Source organism: Metabacillus sp. SLBN-84, assembly GCF_053629595.1.
The window spans coordinates 603338-621117 of record NZ_JBRJIP010000001.1; the positions used below are offsets into that span (position 1 = coordinate 603338).

The following is a 17780-nucleotide window of genomic DNA, read 5'->3' on the forward strand; positions in this document are numbered from 1 at the left end:
ACATTTGCAAACGTTATCATTATCATGTAAGATGACTATCAAAGGCATCCGAAACGTTTTGGAGGAAAGTATTTTGACTACGATAAAAGACATTGCGAAAGCGGCAGGCGTGTCGGTAACGACTGTATCACGGGCACTGAACGGCTATTCCGATGTGAATGAAAAGACAAGACGAAAGATTATGGAGATTGCCAAGCAGCTCAATTACAGCCCGAACACGCTGGCAAGAGGACTCGTCATGAAAAAGTCCAAAACCATCGGCATGCTTGTATCCGGCATGAACCGGGTCAGCTCCAAAGACAATTTCACTTTTGAGGTTCTCTCGGGCGTGAATGAATGCATTTCAGAACGCGATTATGATCTGGTGCTTTTCAGTACGACAACGACAAAGCAGAGGGAGAAAACGTACTCTCAGCTGTGCAGGGAACGAAGAGTTGACGGAGTCATTCTTCAAGGGATGAAAATCGATGATCCTTATTTGAAGGAAGTTGTAGAAAGCGACATCCCGTGTATGCTGATTGATATCCCGATTTCATCAAATAGCGTGGGCTATGTCACAACAGACAACGTTCTTGGGGCAAAACGGGCAGTTCGGCATCTCATTCAATCCGGCCACAAAAACATCGGCCTGGTGAATGGCCATGATCAGGCTTATGTCAGTAAGCAAAGGCTTAAAGGTTATATGGAAGCCCTGCAGGAAGCGGGACTTCAAGTAAACGAGCAGTATGTTGCGAGCGGTGACTTTACGGAGGAAAAAGCCGAGGAAGCCGGAACGATGCTTTTAAAGGAGCACCCTGAACTGACAGCGATTTTCTGCGCAAGCGATCTTATGGCGCTTGGCGTGATAAAAAGTGCAAAAGCAGCGGGACTTTCCGTGCCCGAACAGCTTTCTGTCATCGGCTACGACAACATTCTGCTTGCAGCCTATTCATCACCTCCACTGACGACCATTGCCCAAAACAAGTTTGAACTCGGCTACAAAGCAGCGAATGCACTCATAGATATGCTTGAAGAAAAAAGCGGTGCGCAAGTGATTACACTTGAAACAGAATTAATTATAAGAGAGTCTGCAAAATAAAAGCCACTTACGTGGTACTGCCAAAAACCGAAACGTTTCGGTACGTGCTGCACGAAATCCAAAACGTTTCGGATTCACCAAGGAGGACATTCATGGATTACAGAGTGATTAAAGAAAACGACCTGTTTCTTCTGACAGACACAAACGGGAATATACCTGAAAACCATCCGTACGGCTTAGGGCTTTACACAAAGGATACACGCTTCCTGAGCAAACTGGACTTGAAAATCAACGGTGAAGATCCAATTCTTCTTTCATCTGAAGCGGACAAAAACTACAAATCAAGCATTCTATTGACGAATCCTCATATGGAAAAAGACGGTGAGCTGATTCTGTGGAGAGAATCCATTGAAATGGAACGCTCGCGTTTTATCTATGATGATGTGCTTTACGAAGAAGTGAAAGTGAAAAATTACTTTCCAAAGCCGGTAAAATTTGAAATCAGCGTGCATGCAGATGTTGATTTTCTTGATATGTTTGTTGTCCGCGGATTCCAAAACGGCGATCTTGGACACAGAACCGGACAGAAGGTTGAGGAAAACACCCTTTCATTTCACTACGAAGGCGCAGACCATGTAAACCGCAGCACAGTCATTACCTGGGATAAACAAGCAAAGCGCGCCGAAGAGAGCGGAACCATTGTGTTCGAATTTGAACTGGCACACGGTGAATCAGATTCCGTGACACTTGCGGTACAGCCAAAGATTGGCGATAGCATCGGAAATAAAATGGTGAAAAAAGAAGACGCTCTTGAAAAGCTTGAGGCTTCCTATGAAAAATGGAATGAAGGCACAGCGACAGTGAAGACGGATCTTGCACCGCTGCAGCGTCTGGTTGAACGCGGGCTGAATGATATGAGAGTGCTTCTGACAGACGTTGGGTTTGGACCGTTCCCGGTAGCGGGACTTCCTTGGTTTGGCGTTCCATTTGGACGTGACAGCCTGATTGCCGCACTTCAGATCCTTCCTTTCCAGGCAGAGATTGCAAAGGGCACCCTTCTGACAATGGCCCACTATCAAGGACAGAATCTGGATCCATGGAGAGATGAGCAGCCGGGTAAAATCATGCATGAAATCCGGTTTGGTGAGCTTGCTGCAACAGGCCAGATCCCGTTTACCCCATACTACGGCACGGTTGATGCGACTCCGCTGTTTTTAATTCTATTATCTGAATATGTGAAATGGACAGGGGATTTGGAGCTTGCAAAATCTCTGGAGAAAACAATTGAGAACGCTTTAATGTGGATTGATGAATACGGAGACCGCGATGATGATCTGTTTGTTGAATATCATCAGGAATCAAGCAAAGGCATTGCCAATCAAGGCTGGAAGGACTCGGGTGATTCAGTCGTTCACCGCAACGGGGATTATGCGAAAACGCCGATTGCCCTTGCAGAAGTACAGGGATATGTCTATCAGGCAAAAACGGGGCTTGCTGATATCTATGAAAAAATGAATCTTCCTGAAAAAGCAGCCCTTCTCCGCAGACAGGCATCTGCATTAAAAGAAAGGTTTGAAGAAGCTTTCTGGATGGAGGATGTTCAGTTTTATGCCATCGCTCTTGATGAAAAGAAAGACCAGGTAGGAACGATAACATCAAATCCCGGTCACGTTCTGTTTTCAGGCATGCTCAGCGAAACCCGTGCAAAATCAGTAACAGATATGCTTGTTTCGCCGAAAATGTTCTCAGGCTACGGTATCCGGACAATGGCGGAAGGCGAAGCCGGCTACAATCCGATGAGCTATCACGACGGCAGCATCTGGCCGCATGACAACAGCATGTCTCTGCTTGGAATGAGCAAAACGGGCTTCCATCAGGAAACAGCCAAAGTTATAAACGGCCTGATCGAAGCGGCATCACACTTTGAATATGACCGTCTGCCTGAACTGTTCTGCGGATACAGCAGCGCGGGAGGCAAAGCCGTAAAATATCCGGTGGCCTGCTCACCTCAAGCATGGGCAGCAGGGACACCGCTTGTGTTTATTCAATCTCTGCTCGGGTTATTTCCGGACAGCATAAAGGAAGAAATCACGCTTTCTCCTGTTCTGCTCCCATCAATGAATTCACTTGAAGTACATGAACTCGCAATCGAGAAAGGGAAAGCTGTCTCTTTCTATTAAACGCAGCGGAACAGATTACAAAATAGAAGTGCTGAAAAATACGACAGGATTTCAACTTAACACATCTAAGCAGCTCGCACAGAAATAACCCATTATCTGCTGGAGGGACACCTCCTTTAGATCATAAAAAATTGGAAGGGGCAAAAGTACATGAAATCAAGAAAATGGATGGCGGGACTTGGAATTGCTTCAATGTTAATGGCAGGTGTTCTCTCAGGGTGCAGCTCAGACGGAGCTTCTAAGGAAGGGGCAGACGGAGAAAAGACAGAAGTGACACTTGCCGGTTGGGGAGGAAATCCGACGGAAGAAAAGCTTTTAAAGCAGACCATAGCAGATTTTGAAGAGAAGCATCCGAACATTGACGTGAAACTTGAGGTTATTACGGAGCAATACATGGATGTTATTAAAACCCGTCTTATTGGCGGAGAGGGTCCGGACGTGTTTTACCTGGATGCTTTTGAAGCTCCTGCGTTAATTGAAACGGGCGTGATTGAGCCCCTTGATGAGTATGTTACAGAGGATTTTGATGTGGAAGATTTTGAAAAGCCTCTTTTGGAAGCATTTATTGCGGACGAAAAAACATACGGTTTTCCAAAAGATTACTCAACTCTAGCGTTATTTTACAACAAAAAAATGCTTGCTGATGCTGGTGTAGAAGTACCGCAGACGTGGGATGAATTCCGAGATGCTGCTAAAAAGCTGACAAAGGACGGGAAATACGGCTTTGGGGTTGCACCAGAGCTTGCTCGCCAGTTCTGGCTTGCTGAATCCCTCGGGGGAGACGTCGTAAAGGACGGAAAGGCAAACTTCGCATCAGCTGAAGTGGCAGAAGCGTTAAAGCCGATTATTGATATGCACAATGTCGACAAGTCAGCGGTTGAACCTAAAGAAGTTGGCGCAACATGGGGCGGGGAAGTGTTCGGCCAGCAGAAAGCTGCTATGGTCATTGAAGGAAACTGGGCAATTCCGTTCCTTGCTGATACCTTCCCGGATGTAGAATACGGAACAGCCGAGCTGCCTTCAGTAAATGGTGAAAAATCAACGATGGCCTACAGCGTTGCGTATGTCATGAATGCTGCTTCTGAAAAGAAAGAGGCTTCATGGGAACTGCTTTCTTACCTGACAGGAAAAGAAGGAATGGAAACGTGGACAAGTAAAGGCTACGCACTTCCAACACGCAAATCAGTTGCAGAAAAGCTTGGTTTTGATAAGGACGAACTTCGCGGACCGCTTGTAGCAGGAGCAGAATATGCAACTGTCTGGTCTGAAGGCACGTCGCTCCCGATTGTTATGAACAACTTCAATAATCAGTTTTTAAGTGCATTTCTGGGAGACCGTCCGCTTGAAGAGGCTTTAAAAGAAGCGGAAAAACAGGCAAACAGCGAGATTGATTCAAAATAAACCGGTGAAGCGGGAGAACAGGGAGCGTCAACTTCCTTTCTCCTTTATAAAATCTGCACGGCTTCTTTCTGCTGAAGTTACGGCTTCAATGGAAAGAGGCTGTGCAGCAATCCGTTGCACAGGGAGCGTGGCCATTTTATGAAACACCTTTCAAAACGAACATTACGAGAAGCGGGACAGGGCTACTTCTTCATGTCGCCTGCACTATTTGTCCTGCTGCTGTTTATTATCGGACCGATCTTTTACGTTATTTTTATGTCATTTCACAAAGTTCAGCTGCTTGGAACAACAAGCTATGATTTTGTGGCCTTTGAAAACTTCGCGCGAATACTCAATGATACGAGGGCGCAAATTGCTCTTTGGAATACGTTCAAGTACGTTGTCATCGTTGTGCCGTGCCAGACCATTCTTGCTCTGATTCTGGCTGCAACGTTAAATGCCGGCATGAAAGGACAGACCTTTTTCAGGATTGTTTACTTCCTGCCTACACTGACTTCATCAGCCGTACTGACGCTGATTTTCATGTGGATGTACAATAAAAACGGGCTGATCAATAACGTGCTTGATGCGATTGGACTTCCGACGTATAACTTTCTCGGGGACCCGAATATTGCGCTGAACGCGATTATGATCATGAACATCTGGTCAACAGCACCGTTTTTCATGGTTATTTACCTGGCAGCCCTTCAGGATATTCCGGACTCTTTATATGAAGCGGCTGAACTTGACGGGGCAAATACCATTCAGAAATTCATGAAGATCACTGTCCCGCAGCTGCGTCCAGTTACATCATTTGTCGCCATCATGGGACTGATCGGAACGTTTCAGCTGTTCGACCAGTCATATATTTTTTCAGGAGGATCAGGGGGACCTGACAACTCCACGCTGACGGTCGTTCTATTAGTCTATCAATATGCGTTCAAAAATCTTGGAACGATGGGATACGCAGCAGCACTTGTGCTCATGCTTGCCATCGTCATCCTTGTCGCTACACTGATACAGAGAAAATTTTCAAAAGAAGAGTCGCTATATTAAGGAGGGAGAAACATGAAGAAAAAGCTTGGAGCCGGACGGATCATTGTCTATGCGATATTGATTCTCTATGCCATCACAACACTTGTGCCTTTCCTGTGGGCGCTGTCTTCGTCCTTTAAAACACTGCAGGAAATCGTAAGCGGCACATTGAGCTTTATTCCAAAAAACTTTACACTCGACAACTACAAACAAATCTTCATCGAGCAGGAGCTCTTTCCGAGATGGATGTTTAACAGCGTGCTGATTGCAGTGGTTGGAACGGCACTCAACCTCCTGTTCAACTCCATGGCAGGTTATGCGCTGGCAAGGCTCAGTTTCCCCGGAAAAAAAGCTCTGTTCATCATGATTCTTGCCGTCCTGATGATTCCGGCGCAGGTCACAATGATCCCGAACTATCTGATTTTAAAAGAGCTCGGCTGGCTCAATTCCTACCAGGGTATGATTGTTCCTGCGATGATCAACGCCACATTCATTTTCATGATGAGACAATTTTTCATCAACTTCCCGAAAGAACTTGAAGAAGCCGCAGAGATGGACGGACTCAGCAGACTCGGCACATTCTTTAAAATTGTGCTTCCGCTCGCAAGACCAGCCCTTGCAGCACAGGCCATCTTCGTATTCATGGGCTCATGGAATGACTTCATGAGACCGCTGATCGTCATGACCGACATTGAAATGTTCACCCTTCCGCTCGGACTTAATACCTTTAAGGGGCAGTACGTCAGCTACTGGAACTATATCATGGCGGCATCCATGGTGTTCACGCTTCCGGTTCTGCTGATTTATGCATTCTTTAACCGGTATTTTATTAAGGGGATATCGTTTACTGGAGGGAAATGATCTTCGGTTTGGATGGTTCTATTAAAAAGAAGATTGCGGTTTTTTGGTGGTTCTCAACATCATGATAAGTGCCATCAAGAAAAGGATTACGGTGTTTGATGGTTCTAAACAGCATGATAAGTGCCATCAAGAAAAGGAATGCGGTGTTTGATGGTTCTCAACAGCATGATAAGTGCCATCAAGAAAAGGAATGCGGAGTTTGATGGTTCTCAACAGCATGATAAGTGCCATCAAGAAAAGGATTACGGAGTTTGATGGTTCTAAACAGCTTGATAAGTGCCATCAAGAAAAGGATTACGGTGTTTGATGGTTCTCAACATCATGATAAGTGCCATCAAGAAAAGGATTTCGGTTTTTGGTGGTTCTAAACAGCATGATAAGTGCCATCAAGAAAAGGATTACGGAGTTTGATGGTTCTAAACAGCTTGATAAGTGCCATCAAGAAAAGGATTACGGAGTTTGATGGTTCTAAACAGCTTGATAAGTGCCATCAAGAAAAGGATTACGGTGTTTGATGGTTCTCAAGATCATTATAAGTGCCATCAAAAAATCAATACCATGAATTGATGGCACTGAATGGTTCATGCTGTTCCATCAGTCTTCTGCCTAAGCAAAAACAAAGAAGGGTGTTCCGGCCTGCTGCCGGGACACCCTTCTTTTATTCTGCATCACCTTTATACTTCAAATAACTGTAGTTCCCCGTCGGCCTGACATCTACCGTTTTCCCGTCTGTATCCTTCACTACCTCAAATTCCTGATACGTTTCTATACGGTAGCCGTCTTCCCATTTTGTGCCGATTTTTTTGTCTTCATAAACAGTGACCAGCTCTGATTCCAAAGCCGCTGTCTCCTGATCCTCTTCTTCAGCAGCCATCGGAAACGTAACAGTTTCATCACTTGTTGCCTGGGGTGTATCCAAATAGGCCATCATTCCAATAAACAAAGCCATAAAAAGAAAAGTAACGATTGCTGAACTTGTTTTAGAAAGCAAAACGAGCCGCTCCTTTCAGAAAATCATCCTATCTCATGTGTACGCTTGTCTTTTTAGGAATATGCACTTTTGATAAGGAGAATGCTAGCTTTAAAAAGGGAGGAAAGACGTTGAAGAGAATAATCGGATTTGTACTGTCTTTATGTTTTTGCTTAGCATTCCACCAGCCTGCACTGGCAAAAGATCCGCTCGCTCCTGAAATCACACTAAAGGATATGCGCGGGCAGGAACACCATCTCAAACCTCCATATAATCAGCCCGTTGTCCTGAATTTCTGGGCTTCCTGGTGCGGTCCGTGCAAACAGGAAGCTCCCGAGCTAGTCATGCTTTCAAAGAAATATGAAGGAAAAGTGAAAATTTACGCCGTGAATCTAACAGCCCAGGATTCAGAAGAAGGAGCGTATATGTTTGCGAAAGATTATGGTTTCACGTTTCCTGTCCTGCTGGATAAAACGGGAGCAGCAGCCTCACTATTCAGGGTAGCGGCTGTGCCGACAACCTATTTTATCAACAGGGACGGAGAAATTGTTAACGTGCTGATGGGTTATGGGGGAGAAGGGCTTTTGGAGAAGAGGATAAACTACTTGCTGGAACACTGAAGAGCCGGCTCTACGGGAGCAGGCTCTTCTTTATGTTCTAATTCAAAATGACTTATCATGCACTTTGCTTTTCCGTCTCCGCCATCACCGCTGCACGCAAAGCAGCGTCCTTTCTCCCATGCAGCATATAGTAAACAGCCAGGCATCCCAAAATAAAAAACGAACTGGCAAAATACAAGGAGCTGAACGAAATCTTGGCTGTCAGCACACCGACGATAAATGAACCTGCACCAATCCCGATATCAAAAATGGACAGGAAGGTTGCTGTGGCAAGCCCTCTTTTTTTCGGCTCTGCGGACTGGATGGCGATCGTCTGGAAGCTTGGAAACAGAGTGCCCCATCCGAGGCCGATTAAGCCTGCAGCGGTGAGGAAGCCGAGTGATGTATCAGCGATGCTCAAAAGCACCATTCCTGCTGCAAAAATCAGGATGGCAGGGTAGATAATGAAATTTGCCCCATAGCGGTCAAACCATTTTCCCGTAAAAGGCCGTGCAAGGAGCATGACCACGGCATAGACAACAAAAAAGTAGCTTGCTGCCTGCATCAGGCCGATTTCCCTGGCGTATACAGAGACAAAGGAAAGGATGGATGCATACACCAGAGCGAATAGTCCGGCTACCAGCGCAATTGAGATAGCTGAGGGCTCAAAGAATCCTTTTATTCCTGTGCGGCCGGCAGCTGGAACGACTTTGCTTCCATCCGCAGTACCTTTTGGAAGAGTCATAAGTAATCCTGACACTAGGGAGAAAACAGCTGTAAAGATGCAGATGCTGAACATAATGCCCGTGCCCCATTGGTCCATAGCAGTCAGGCCAAGGAACGGTCCAATGACCATCGCAAGATTCATCGACATGGCGTAATAGCCCATCCCTTCGCCGCGCCTTGATTCAGGAATGATATCTGCCACAATCGCTCCTGCAGCCGTCGTGGCCATTCCGAAGCCAATTCCGTGCAGGAATCTTAATGCAAACAGCCCGTTCATTGAGTTTATAGAAGAATAAAGCAAGGATCCTATTAAAAAAATCAAAAGGGAGGAAAGGAGCACTTTCCTTTTTCCGTGCCGTTCAATCCATTTCCCGGCAAATGGCCGGACGACAATGGCTGCGACCAGAAAAATGGTCACTATCAGGCCTGCTTGTGCCGGTTTTCCGTTTAAATCGTGGATGGCATAAATGGGCAGGGTTACGAGCAGATAGTAAAACGTCAAAAAGAGAAAAAAGCTGCTTATAGAAATGGACAGGAAATTTCTGGTCCATAGTTTTTGTTCATTCATATATTTCATTTCCTTTCTGTATTTCTTATATGAAGAAGCCACTGCTGAATATACATCCTGAGAGGCTCCTGAGTGCTTTCCGGCATGCCCGAAAGAAGGTCCTTCTCCATTTCAGCTACTGCTGATTCCCATTTTTCATAATCCTGGGTCGCTTTGTCAGTGAGTTTGATGTGCTTCATCCGTTTATCAGCTCCTTGAACCTGCTGGACGTAGCCCTGTTTCACGAGGCGCTGGATAGTGCGCGTCATAGGAGGAGCTTCAATCGATAAGTAATCACAGAGCTCAGTCTGTGTGAGAGTTCCTGATTTTTTGAGGGTGAATAGCACGGTCCATTGCGCGCTGTAAAGGCCAAAAGGCTGAAGCGTTTCATTTAAACGGTTTGTCAGCTTCCTCGAAAGCTGCTGAATGGCGTGAAAAAGGTTCTGTTCGGCGGTCATGTGTTGGTTCTCCTTTTAGATAGTTACCTGGGTAATTATATCACACCTTTTAGTTACCTGGGTAATGAAAGTTCTTTCTTTATTGATCCTGCTGCCTGTGCGAAAATAGTCAGTAAGGAAAGGAATGATCGGTTATGCTGTTTGCAGTTATCATCGTATCAGGTATTTATGCCGCCATAGCTGCGTTATACTGCGCGTCCTTTTTTACGGCTGTTTTAGAGAAAAAAAGGTATAAGCTGCAGCATCTTCTTCATCTTATGCTCTGGTTTACGGCAGCGTTTGTGCTCGGCATTTCGTATGCCGGAACGGCAATCTACTGGATGATTTATTTAGTGACATCGATTTTACTTGCATTCATCCTTTATGCTGTGAGCTATGCCAGGGGGAAAGAAACAGTCAGTCTGACGGTTATGGATTTGTTGAAAATAAAAAGCCCTCAGGCAGACGTCTGAGGACTTTTGATTGTGGTGAAGTTCGCTTTTATTCCGGATACCAAGAAAGCTTTTGGTCACTGTCGAGCGGTACATTTGCGGTTTCTATTTCTATGCGGGCAAACCAGTTGCGAAGAAGCTCATCCCTTGGAATTTCGGCGTGCTCTCCGTCCGCCCATATGATATGGGAAAACCATGCCTTCGTAGCCCATTCAAACTGGAGCTCTGCATGCGCAATCGGGACGTGTCCTGCTGCGAGGAAGTTTTCATTTATCACATTCGCTGCGTCAGGCGCCTGCGGCAGAAGCTGTGTCCGGATTTTTTCTGTAATCGTCATGTCTTCGAGCTCATCCCACATTAAAAGTGAACCATTTTGCTGATAAAACAGCTCAAACGCCGGTTCATGGCGAAAATCGACAATGACAAAGGCGCGATCTACTGTCGTACCTGTCGCGTTGACAGCATTTACAAGAATATTTTGAGCCATTTGAATCCAAAAATCGTATGCATCCTCTTTTGTAATCAGCACCATTTCCGACTCCAGCTCAGCGGCTGCTGCTTCTCCGCGATTAACTTCCTCTACTTTTATAAACATTCGCTGAAAAAATCCCATCTCTTTCGCCCCCCTTTCATTCTTCCAATTATTCACAATGTAGAATACTATACTGGTATTGTCAAATTTAACCTGTACAAAGTGAGTGCTGTGAATCTATCAATCTATACGTCTAGGGCTCCTTCGATTTCAAGGTATAGTTCATTGGGATTTTACTATGAAAAAAAACACCGCAGAAACGGTGCTGAATTTGCTTATTTAGTACTGTTCCAGGTGTATTTTCGCGAGGCAGAGTATTCTGCCTTCCGCTAAACTCTCGTTTCAGAAATTGCACTCCGGATTTTTTCAAGAGACCGATTCGCCTTTTCTTTATTCTGGATCATCATATTCACATAGAGCGCATCAATCAAACTGAGCTGGCCGATTCTCGATGCCAGAGCTTCAGACCTGTATTCGGTTTCTTCAGAGCTTGTAAACAGCGCAACATCTGAATTCTGGCCGACAGGGGATTTTGGGAAGCTTGTGATCCCGATGGTTTTCGCTCCGTTCTTTCTTGCCGTATTCATGATTTTAATCGTGTCTTTATTGGTCCCTGAATGGGAAATGATGACTGCTGCATCATTATTCGTGAGCTGTGAGGCTGACATCAGCTGAAAATGCGAATCAATAAACGCATAGGCGGAAATGCCGGTGCGGATAAATTTATGATAGGCATCCATCGCAATGATGGCAGAGCCTCCTGTTCCGTAAAAATCTACGCGGTTCGCGCCTGCAAGGATGCGGGCAGCTTTCTCAATAGATGTAAAATCTAAAATCTGCAGGGTGTTTTCAAGGGTGCGGATGTTGGATTGAAATACTTTTTCCGCGACGGCCTTTTCATTATCGTTTTCAGTAATTTCCTCATGTATCTGCTGGATCGGACTCATAATCTCTGAAGCCAGAGCGATTTTCATCGCCTGGTAGCCTTTAAAATCAATGCGCTTGCAAAAGCGGAAAACGGTCGCTTCTGCGACACCGAGCCGGTCAGCTGTTTCATTTATCGTACTATGAATAATTTCCCTGGGGTTTTCCAAAATAAAATCAGCAATCTTTTTTTCTTTTTCACTCAACCTCGCATAATGAGAACGGATGCTACCTAAACAATTTTGCCCCATAAAGAATGACCTCGCTTACATGTACTAGAAAAAGTATAGCACAAAGTAAATGTGAAAAAAAATTTCTTGGAAGCGATTGCTAAACGAAAAAAAATTCGTATAATAGGGATAGGACAAAACATGTGATAAAAAGGAGTTTTCAAAGATGCAGGTAGGTTTAATCGGCCTTGGAAAGATGGGTTATAATCTTTCACTTAATTTAATGGATCATAAACATGAGGTTGTTGCTTTTGATATCGATTCAGAAGCAGTAGCCAAACTTTCAAATATGGGTGCAGAAGGTGCTTCTTCCATTGAGGAGCTGGTATCGAAGCTTGAGGCGCCAAGAAAGATCTGGATGATGGTTCCGGCCGGTGTGATTACAGAAAATGTACTGTCTGAACTAAAAGGCCTGCTTGAGCCTGGAGATCTTGTCATTGACGGCGGAAATTCAAACTATAAAGAATCCGTTAAGCGCGGAAAAGAAATGAAAGAACAGGGCGTTCATTTCTTTGATGTCGGCACAAGCGGCGGCATGGAAGGCGCACGCAGCGGCGCATGCACAATGATTGGCGGAGACAAAGAGGTTTTCACATCAATCGAGCAGCTGTTTAAGGATATCTGTGTTGAAAATGGCTACTTGTATGCCGGTGAAACCGGAAGCGGCCACTATTTGAAAATGGTTCATAACGGCGTAGAATACGGCATGATGCAGGCAATCGCAGAAGGCTTTGAAGTGCTTGAGAAAAGCCCGTTTGATTTTGACTATGAACAGGTGGCAAGAGTCTGGAACAACGGATCTGTTATCCGCTCATGGCTGATGGAGCTTACTCAGAATGCGTTCTCGAAGGATTCAAAACTTGATGGTATTAAAGGAGTTATGCACTCATCCGGCGAAGGGAAATGGACGGTTGAAGAAGCGCTTGACCTTCAAACGGCAACGCCGATCATCGCACTTTCTCTAATGATGAGATACCGTTCTCTTGATGAGGATACGTTCTCTGGAAAAGTAGTCGCAGCTTTGCGCAATGAATTTGGCGGACACGCTGTTGTAAATAAAGATTAATGCGTTTACGTGCATAATTGGAAAGGGAAGAGGCTTATTTAGAAGCATCTTCTTTTTCATTTAGGTAAAATATGAATAAAAGGCTTTGGATAACAAAATAAAGTTATCTTCGTCCAGCTCCAGCGCCTAAATCCTCTGTCAGAACAAATCAGGCAAAAAAGTCAAACCCGGACTTTTCTGCCTGATTCTTATCTGCCTATCGGATCTGACCAAGGCGCTTCCGCTTTTGTAAATGAAAACGCTGTACGAAAATGCAGGGGAGGATTAAACTTGATAGAAAAATATATGATCGGCACCGATATAGGCACGACAAGTACAAAGTCTGTTCTATTTAAGACAGATGGAACCATTGTTTTTACGCATGGGATTGAATATCCTCTGCATTCCCCGGACCCGGAGACGGCAGAACAGGATCCGGAAGAAATTTTTCAGGCTGTGGTGACAACCATCCGCGAAGTGATTTCAGGCGGAAATGTTCATCCATCAGATATTCTGTTCGTCTCATTCAGTTCTGCGATGCACAGCGTCATTCCCGTTGACAGGGAGGGAATTCCCCTTACAAACTGCATAACATGGGCAGATAACAGAAGTGCTAAATGGACGGAGAAAATTAAAAATGAAATGAACGGGCATGAGATTTATCTTCGAACGGGAACCCCTCTGCATCCAATGTCTCCGCTATCCAAAATCACGTGGATCAGACACGACCGTTCTGAGCTGTTTTTGAAAACCTTTAAGTTTATTTCAATAAAAGAATATGTTTTCTACAAGCTGTTTAAGCGTTACGTGGTTGACTATTCCATTGCTACGGCTACGGGACTGTTCAATCTTCATGAGCTTAATTGGGACAGGGAGGCTCTTGAAGTTGCCGGCATTACTGCTGAGCACCTGTCTGAGCCTGTCAGCACAACGGTTTCCCTGACTGGACTCGATGCTCAGTATGCGGCTCTTATGGGGCTTCATGCTGACACGCCTTTTGTCGTCGGAGCAAGTGACGGCGTGCTTTCCAACCTTGGCGTAAACGCCGTTCAGCCGGGAGCTGCAGCTGTGACAATCGGAACAAGCGGCGCTATCCGCACCGTGACGGATAAGCCCGTTACAGATCCTAAAGGAAGAACATTCTGTTATGCATTGACCGAAGACAAATGGGTCATTGGGGGGCCTGTCAATAACGGGGGAATGATTTTCAGGTGGCTTCGAGATCAGCTCGGGCACGAAGAAACAGAATTGGCAAAGAAGCTTGGCAAAGATCCGTATGAAGTGCTGACAGAAATCGCGGCACGCGTAAAGCCGGGATCAGACGGCCTTCTTTTTCATCCATATCTGGCAGGCGAGCGGGCGCCTCTTTGGGATGCAAATGCACGAGGATCATTCTTCGGCCTCTCTCTTCACCATAAAAAAGAACACATGATACGCTCTGTACTTGAAGGAATTATTTTCAACCTGTATACTGTTCTTCTCGCGCTCGAAGAATTGATCGGAGAGCCGGCAAGCATTCAGGCGACAGGCGGATTTGCCAGGTCTGAACTATGGCGCCAGATGATGGCCGATATTTTCGACCAGGAGGTTTCTGTACCGGAGAGCTTTGAAAGCTCATGCCTTGGAGCCGCTATTCTTGGCTTGTACGGCCTTGGGCATGTATCTTCCCTTGATGTTGTCTCTGACATGGTGGGGGCTGCTCATCATCATAAGCCAATTCGCGAAAACGCTGCCGTTTATCAGGAACTGGCACCGATTTATATACGTCTTTCAAGACTGCTGAAGGAAGAATATGCAAGCATCGCTGCCTTTCAGCAAAAGCACATTTAACTTCCAAGATGAAAGAGGGATCACATGCGCATCGCTGTTTTCGGAATCGATACTATTAATGAAACACGAATAATTTTAGCTGCCATTAAAGCATTTGCTGCGGATAAAAACACGGAAGCATCCGCACTTGAATGGCATACAGGAACACTGCAGGCAGAGCCGCTTGGCGAATGGATCCGTTCCATCCCGGAAAAAACGGTTGCCGAGAAGAAACATGACTTCTTGCCTGTAATGGAAACCTATGATGCCGTCCTCGTCCTCGGAGGATCAGATCAGGCGGTACAGCTGCTTTCCCAGGCAAAAACGAACGTGCTCTTTTTGCCGGTCTCATACCTCGAGGATCATGCTCTCGGATATGATACGGCACTGAATGAAGTCGTGACGAATGTACTGAAAGTAAAAGATACGATCAGCTCGCTCCTGTATATGAAACAGAGGGTCTGCTGCGTGCAGCTGCCCGGGCATGAAGTATCAGACCTGATGAAGGAGGCAGCCGCAGCTGTTGACGGATTTGTGGTTACCGCTGATGAATCATCCTGGCAGCATGCTGCTGAGTACTTAAAGCAGAAAGATGAAAAAGGGATTACTTATTCCTTTTTAATCATTAATGAGTCGGTTCCGCCGCAGGAGCTTGGTGCTTACTTGGGAAAAAAGATGGAGCTTGATTTCAAAGAGCTTATCTACGACGAATCCCAATGCATGAGTTCCCGCCCGACGGCTGCTGACCGGATTATTGAAAAGAACCTTGCCCGTGCTGCAGCCGAGTGGCTAGAATCAGGGGCCGGAACAAAGCAGCTTGTCCTTATGAATAAAGAAGTGAAATAAATGAACACCCACAGCTCATGCAGCTGCGGGTGTTTTTGTGTTGAAGCGGAGTTAGGAGCAGAAAGTGGAGCGCAGGATCAAAGGAAAATGCGTTAAAGCGGAGTTAGCAACAGAAAGTGGAGCGCAAGGTCAAAGGAAAATGCGCTAAAGAGGAGTTAACAGCAGAAAGTGGAGCGCAGGGTCAAACGAAAATGCGCTAAAGCAGAGTTAACAGCAGAAAGTGCAGTGGGTGACTAGAGGAAAATGCGCTAAAGCGGAGTTAACAGCAGAAAGTGCAGTGGGTGACTAGAGGAAAATGCGCTAAAGCGAAGTTAACAGCAAAAAGTGGAGCGCAGGGTCAAACGAAAATGCGCTAAAGCAGAGTTAACAGCAGAAAGTGCAGTGGGTGACTAGAGGAAAATGCGCTAAAGCGGAGTTAACAGCAGAAAGTGCAGTGGGTGACTAGAGGAAAATGCGCTAAAGCGAAGTTAACAGCAAAAAGTGGAGCGCAGGGTCAAACGAAAATGCGCTAAAGAGGAGTTAACAGCAGAAAGTGGAGCGCAGGATAAAAGGAAAATGCGCTAAAGCAGAGTTAACAGCACAAAGTCCTGATCAGAAAGCATGATAAAAAAACAGCAGCCCAATGTGGCCTGCTGTTCAGTGTATCGTCAATCCTTTTATTCGTTTAAAGCCCCTTCACCATCAGCACATTCAGTCCCTTCGAAGGAACATGGAAACGGAAGTCGGTTTCTTTAAAGCCGAGGTGCTGGTAGTACTCAACGTTATTGACAAGTGTTGTGCACCACAGCGTTTCTGCTTCGAGCTGTGATAGTTTGTTTTCGGCCAGCAGGAGCAGCGTTTGACCCCGGAGCTGGTTCCGGTGCTCCGGATCAATGGCAAGGCCGCGCAGTCTGTATGCGTGTTTCCCTTTTATTTTTTCATGTGTTTCTTTAAAAAAGGATGCTGTTCCGATCAGTTCTTCCTCTTTAAATGCACCGATGTGAAGCGTATCTTGATCAAAATCCTTTTGATAGCCGCACTCTTCTATGGAAAAGTCGGGCATCAGTACTTTTTGCCTCAAGGCATATGTATGTTCAGCTTGTATTGGTTTTATTTCAAACATGGTAATCCCTCACTTGGAATAGAAGTTTCATAGAATAGACGAAAACAGGCCGGCAAAAGTTTCATCTAGGGCCTGGGCCTGACAAGGTGATAGTCTGCAGCCTGTTTCGCTTTCGTACATTCTACCTTATTCTTAAAAAGATGAGAAGCTGGGGCTAGTTCTAAGTTGAAGAGATTGCCAGATTTATTATAATAGTAGGCAAAGGGCATAAGAGAACGGAGCAGGATGAGATGAAATTCATAAAAACCAGTATAGGTTTTCTGCTGCTTGTATTTGCCGGTTTTTTTGCGCTTACCGTGTTTTATTCGGCAGAAAGACAGCCGGCTGTGATGCAGCAGAATGCGTTTGAGGAAGTCATAAAGTACGAGCCCCTTATTGAACAGGAGCTTGCAACTTATCAGCTTGAAGAGTATACGCCTCTCGTTCTGGCACTTATGCAGCAGGAAAGTAAAGGCAGAGGGGGAGACCCCATGCAGGCTTCAGAGTCAGCAGGTCTGCCGCGAAATGCCATTACCGATCCGGAAGAAAGCATCAGGCAGGGTGTGGAGTATTTTCAAAGAAGCCTGAAGTACGGACAGGAGCGCAAGGTAGATGAAATGACGATTGTACAGGCATACAACATGGGCCTCGGCTATATTGACTTTGTGGTTGAAAACGGCGGAATGCACACGGAAGAGCTTGCGAAAGAATTTTCAATGATCCAGGTGAAAAAACAGCCGGAACTATACAATTGCGGAGGGGACAAGTCCAACTTCAGGTATCCATACTGCTACGGGGACTTTACTTACAGCTCCAAGGTTCAGGAAAACAGGAATGCGTTGACGGCTGTATCAGAAAAAACAAATGATCAAATGTGACTTCGCCGAGTGCGGAGTTTTTTTCTATAACTATAAATAGGAGCAGTTAAAATAAACCCTTGACGTTGATTAAGAAGCAGGGTAAGATAGAAATAGATACTTTATTGCTTAAAAGCATAAACGCTTAAAAGTGAAATAGAGCAGAGCTTAGCAGAGACCGAGCAGGGCCGTGCAGCTGTCAATTTTTTGACAGGGCACGGCCCTTTTTAGATTTATATTCCAAGAAAAAC

The 17780-nt window shown here is 45.5% G+C and carries 16 protein-coding genes and 1 pseudogene; 11 read left to right on the plus strand and 6 right to left on the minus strand.

Features of this window, described 5'->3' with window-relative positions; translation table 11 throughout:
• Nucleotides 1–73 precede the first annotated feature (73 nt).
• From RKD52_RS02965 to RKD52_RS02985, 5 genes and pseudogenes are all read left to right on the plus strand, one after another.
• Nucleotides 74–1078 (plus strand): LacI family DNA-binding transcriptional regulator, encoded by a 1005-nt coding sequence (locus tag RKD52_RS02965; RefSeq protein WP_454098597.1) that lies wholly within the window; start codon nt 74–76, stop codon nt 1076–1078.
• Between the two features lie 92 nt (nt 1079–1170).
• Nucleotides 1171–3286, plus strand: a pseudogene (locus RKD52_RS02970) (amylo-alpha-1,6-glucosidase).
• A 62-nt stretch (nt 3287–3348) separates the two neighbouring features.
• Entirely contained in the window at nt 3349–4599 is a 1251-nt protein-coding gene (locus RKD52_RS02975) for an ABC transporter substrate-binding protein (protein ID WP_454098598.1), read from the plus strand.
• Nucleotides 4600–4737: 138 nt separating this feature from the next.
• On the plus strand, nt 4738–5634 hold the full coding sequence (locus RKD52_RS02980) for a carbohydrate ABC transporter permease (protein ID WP_369734374.1): 897 nt from the start codon (nt 4738–4740) through the stop codon (nt 5632–5634).
• Between the two features lie 12 nt (nt 5635–5646).
• Nucleotides 5647–6474, plus strand: a complete 828-nt coding sequence (locus RKD52_RS02985) for a carbohydrate ABC transporter permease (RefSeq protein ID WP_029284490.1) — start codon at nt 5647–5649, stop codon at nt 6472–6474.
• 658 nt (nt 6475–7132) lie between these two features.
• On the opposite strand, the gene RKD52_RS02990 is transcribed toward RKD52_RS02985, so the two are convergent.
• A complete protein-coding gene (locus RKD52_RS02990; protein ID WP_454098599.1) occupies nt 7133–7465 on the minus strand; it encodes a hypothetical protein in 333 nt (110 codons plus the stop codon).
• A gap of 110 nt (nt 7466–7575) precedes the next feature.
• On the opposite strand from RKD52_RS02990, the gene RKD52_RS02995 reads away from it, so the two are divergent.
• Nucleotides 7576–8064 carry a TlpA family protein disulfide reductase gene (locus tag RKD52_RS02995; protein WP_454098600.1) on the plus strand — a complete coding sequence of 163 codons (489 nt, stop codon included), beginning with the start codon at nt 7576–7578 and terminating at the stop codon, nt 8062–8064.
• Nucleotides 8065–8119: 55 nt separating this feature from the next.
• Here RKD52_RS02995 and RKD52_RS03000 read toward each other — a convergent pair whose 3' ends face one another.
• Both RKD52_RS03000 and RKD52_RS03005 read right to left on the minus strand, forming a co-directional pair.
• Nucleotides 8120–9337: an MFS transporter gene (locus tag RKD52_RS03000; protein WP_454098601.1), complete on the minus strand. Its 1218-nt coding sequence runs from the start codon at nt 9335–9337 to the stop codon at nt 8120–8122.
• A 5-nt stretch (nt 9338–9342) separates the two neighbouring features.
• Nucleotides 9343–9774, minus strand: coding sequence for a MarR family winged helix-turn-helix transcriptional regulator (locus RKD52_RS03005; RefSeq protein ID WP_454098602.1), 432 nt, complete (start codon nt 9772–9774; stop codon nt 9343–9345).
• A 134-nt stretch (nt 9775–9908) separates the two neighbouring features.
• On the opposite strand from RKD52_RS03005, the gene RKD52_RS03010 reads away from it, so the two are divergent.
• Nucleotides 9909–10226 carry a hypothetical protein gene (locus RKD52_RS03010; RefSeq protein WP_454098603.1) on the plus strand — a complete coding sequence of 106 codons (318 nt, stop codon included), beginning with the start codon at nt 9909–9911 and terminating at the stop codon, nt 10224–10226.
• A 28-nt stretch (nt 10227–10254) separates the two neighbouring features.
• Here RKD52_RS03010 and RKD52_RS03015 read toward each other — a convergent pair whose 3' ends face one another.
• Nucleotides 10255–10818, minus strand: a complete 564-nt coding sequence (locus RKD52_RS03015) for a hypothetical protein (protein ID WP_454098604.1) — start codon at nt 10816–10818, stop codon at nt 10255–10257.
• Nucleotides 10819–11066: 248 nt separating this feature from the next.
• Nucleotides 11067–11912, minus strand: coding sequence for a MurR/RpiR family transcriptional regulator (locus RKD52_RS03020; RefSeq protein ID WP_454098605.1), 846 nt, complete (start codon nt 11910–11912; stop codon nt 11067–11069).
• A gap of 145 nt (nt 11913–12057) precedes the next feature.
• Here RKD52_RS03020 and gnd point away from each other — a divergent pair, with 145 nt between their 5' ends.
• The 3 genes from gnd (at nt 12058) to RKD52_RS03035 (ending at nt 15591) form a co-directional block, all read left to right on the plus strand.
• Nucleotides 12058–12957: a phosphogluconate dehydrogenase (NAD(+)-dependent, decarboxylating) gene (gnd, locus tag RKD52_RS03025; RefSeq protein WP_454098606.1), complete on the plus strand. Its 900-nt coding sequence runs from the start codon at nt 12058–12060 to the stop codon at nt 12955–12957.
• Nucleotides 12958–13242: 285 nt separating this feature from the next.
• Nucleotides 13243–14766, plus strand: coding sequence for a gluconokinase (gntK, locus tag RKD52_RS03030; RefSeq protein WP_454101125.1), 1524 nt, complete (start codon nt 13243–13245; stop codon nt 14764–14766).
• A gap of 24 nt (nt 14767–14790) precedes the next feature.
• A complete protein-coding gene (locus RKD52_RS03035; RefSeq protein ID WP_454098607.1) occupies nt 14791–15591 on the plus strand; it encodes a 6-phosphofructokinase in 801 nt (266 codons plus the stop codon).
• 664 nt (nt 15592–16255) lie between these two features.
• Here the strand turns inward: RKD52_RS03035 and RKD52_RS03040 are convergent.
• Entirely contained in the window at nt 16256–16693 is a 438-nt protein-coding gene (locus RKD52_RS03040) for a GNAT family N-acetyltransferase (protein WP_454098608.1), read from the minus strand.
• A 230-nt stretch (nt 16694–16923) separates the two neighbouring features.
• Here RKD52_RS03040 and RKD52_RS03045 point away from each other — a divergent pair, with 230 nt between their 5' ends.
• Nucleotides 16924–17550, plus strand: a complete 627-nt coding sequence (locus tag RKD52_RS03045) for a lysozyme family protein (protein ID WP_454098609.1) — start codon at nt 16924–16926, stop codon at nt 17548–17550.
• The last annotated feature ends 230 nt before the right edge of the window (nt 17551–17780 follow it).

What these genes read in the sequence shown, in the direction of transcription:
- RKD52_RS03015 (WP_454098604.1), bottom strand. Translation starts at nt 10,818, where the DNA reads ATGGGATTTTTTCAGCGAATGTTTATAAAAGTAGAGGAAGTTAATCGC.
- RKD52_RS03035 (WP_454098607.1), top strand. Translation starts at nt 14,791, where the DNA reads ATGCGCATCGCTGTTTTCGGAATCGATACTATTAATGAAACACGAATA.
- RKD52_RS02980 (WP_369734374.1), top strand. Translation starts at nt 4,738, where the DNA reads ATGAAACACCTTTCAAAACGAACATTACGAGAAGCGGGACAGGGCTAC.
- RKD52_RS02975 (WP_454098598.1), top strand. Translation starts at nt 3,349, where the DNA reads ATGAAATCAAGAAAATGGATGGCGGGACTTGGAATTGCTTCAATGTTA.
- gntK (WP_454101125.1), top strand. Translation starts at nt 13,243, where the DNA reads ATGATCGGCACCGATATAGGCACGACAAGTACAAAGTCTGTTCTATTT.
- RKD52_RS03045 (WP_454098609.1), top strand. Translation starts at nt 16,924, where the DNA reads ATGAAATTCATAAAAACCAGTATAGGTTTTCTGCTGCTTGTATTTGCC.
- RKD52_RS03005 (WP_454098602.1), bottom strand. Translation starts at nt 9,774, where the DNA reads ATGACCGCCGAACAGAACCTTTTTCACGCCATTCAGCAGCTTTCGAGG.
- RKD52_RS03040 (WP_454098608.1), bottom strand. Translation starts at nt 16,693, where the DNA reads ATGTTTGAAATAAAACCAATACAAGCTGAACATACATATGCCTTGAGG.
- RKD52_RS02985 (WP_029284490.1), top strand. Translation starts at nt 5,647, where the DNA reads ATGAAGAAAAAGCTTGGAGCCGGACGGATCATTGTCTATGCGATATTG.
- gnd (WP_454098606.1), top strand. Translation starts at nt 12,058, where the DNA reads ATGCAGGTAGGTTTAATCGGCCTTGGAAAGATGGGTTATAATCTTTCA.
- RKD52_RS03010 (WP_454098603.1), top strand. Translation starts at nt 9,909, where the DNA reads ATGCTGTTTGCAGTTATCATCGTATCAGGTATTTATGCCGCCATAGCT.
- RKD52_RS03000 (WP_454098601.1), bottom strand. Translation starts at nt 9,337, where the DNA reads ATGAATGAACAAAAACTATGGACCAGAAATTTCCTGTCCATTTCTATA.
- RKD52_RS03020 (WP_454098605.1), bottom strand. Translation starts at nt 11,912, where the DNA reads ATGGGGCAAAATTGTTTAGGTAGCATCCGTTCTCATTATGCGAGGTTG.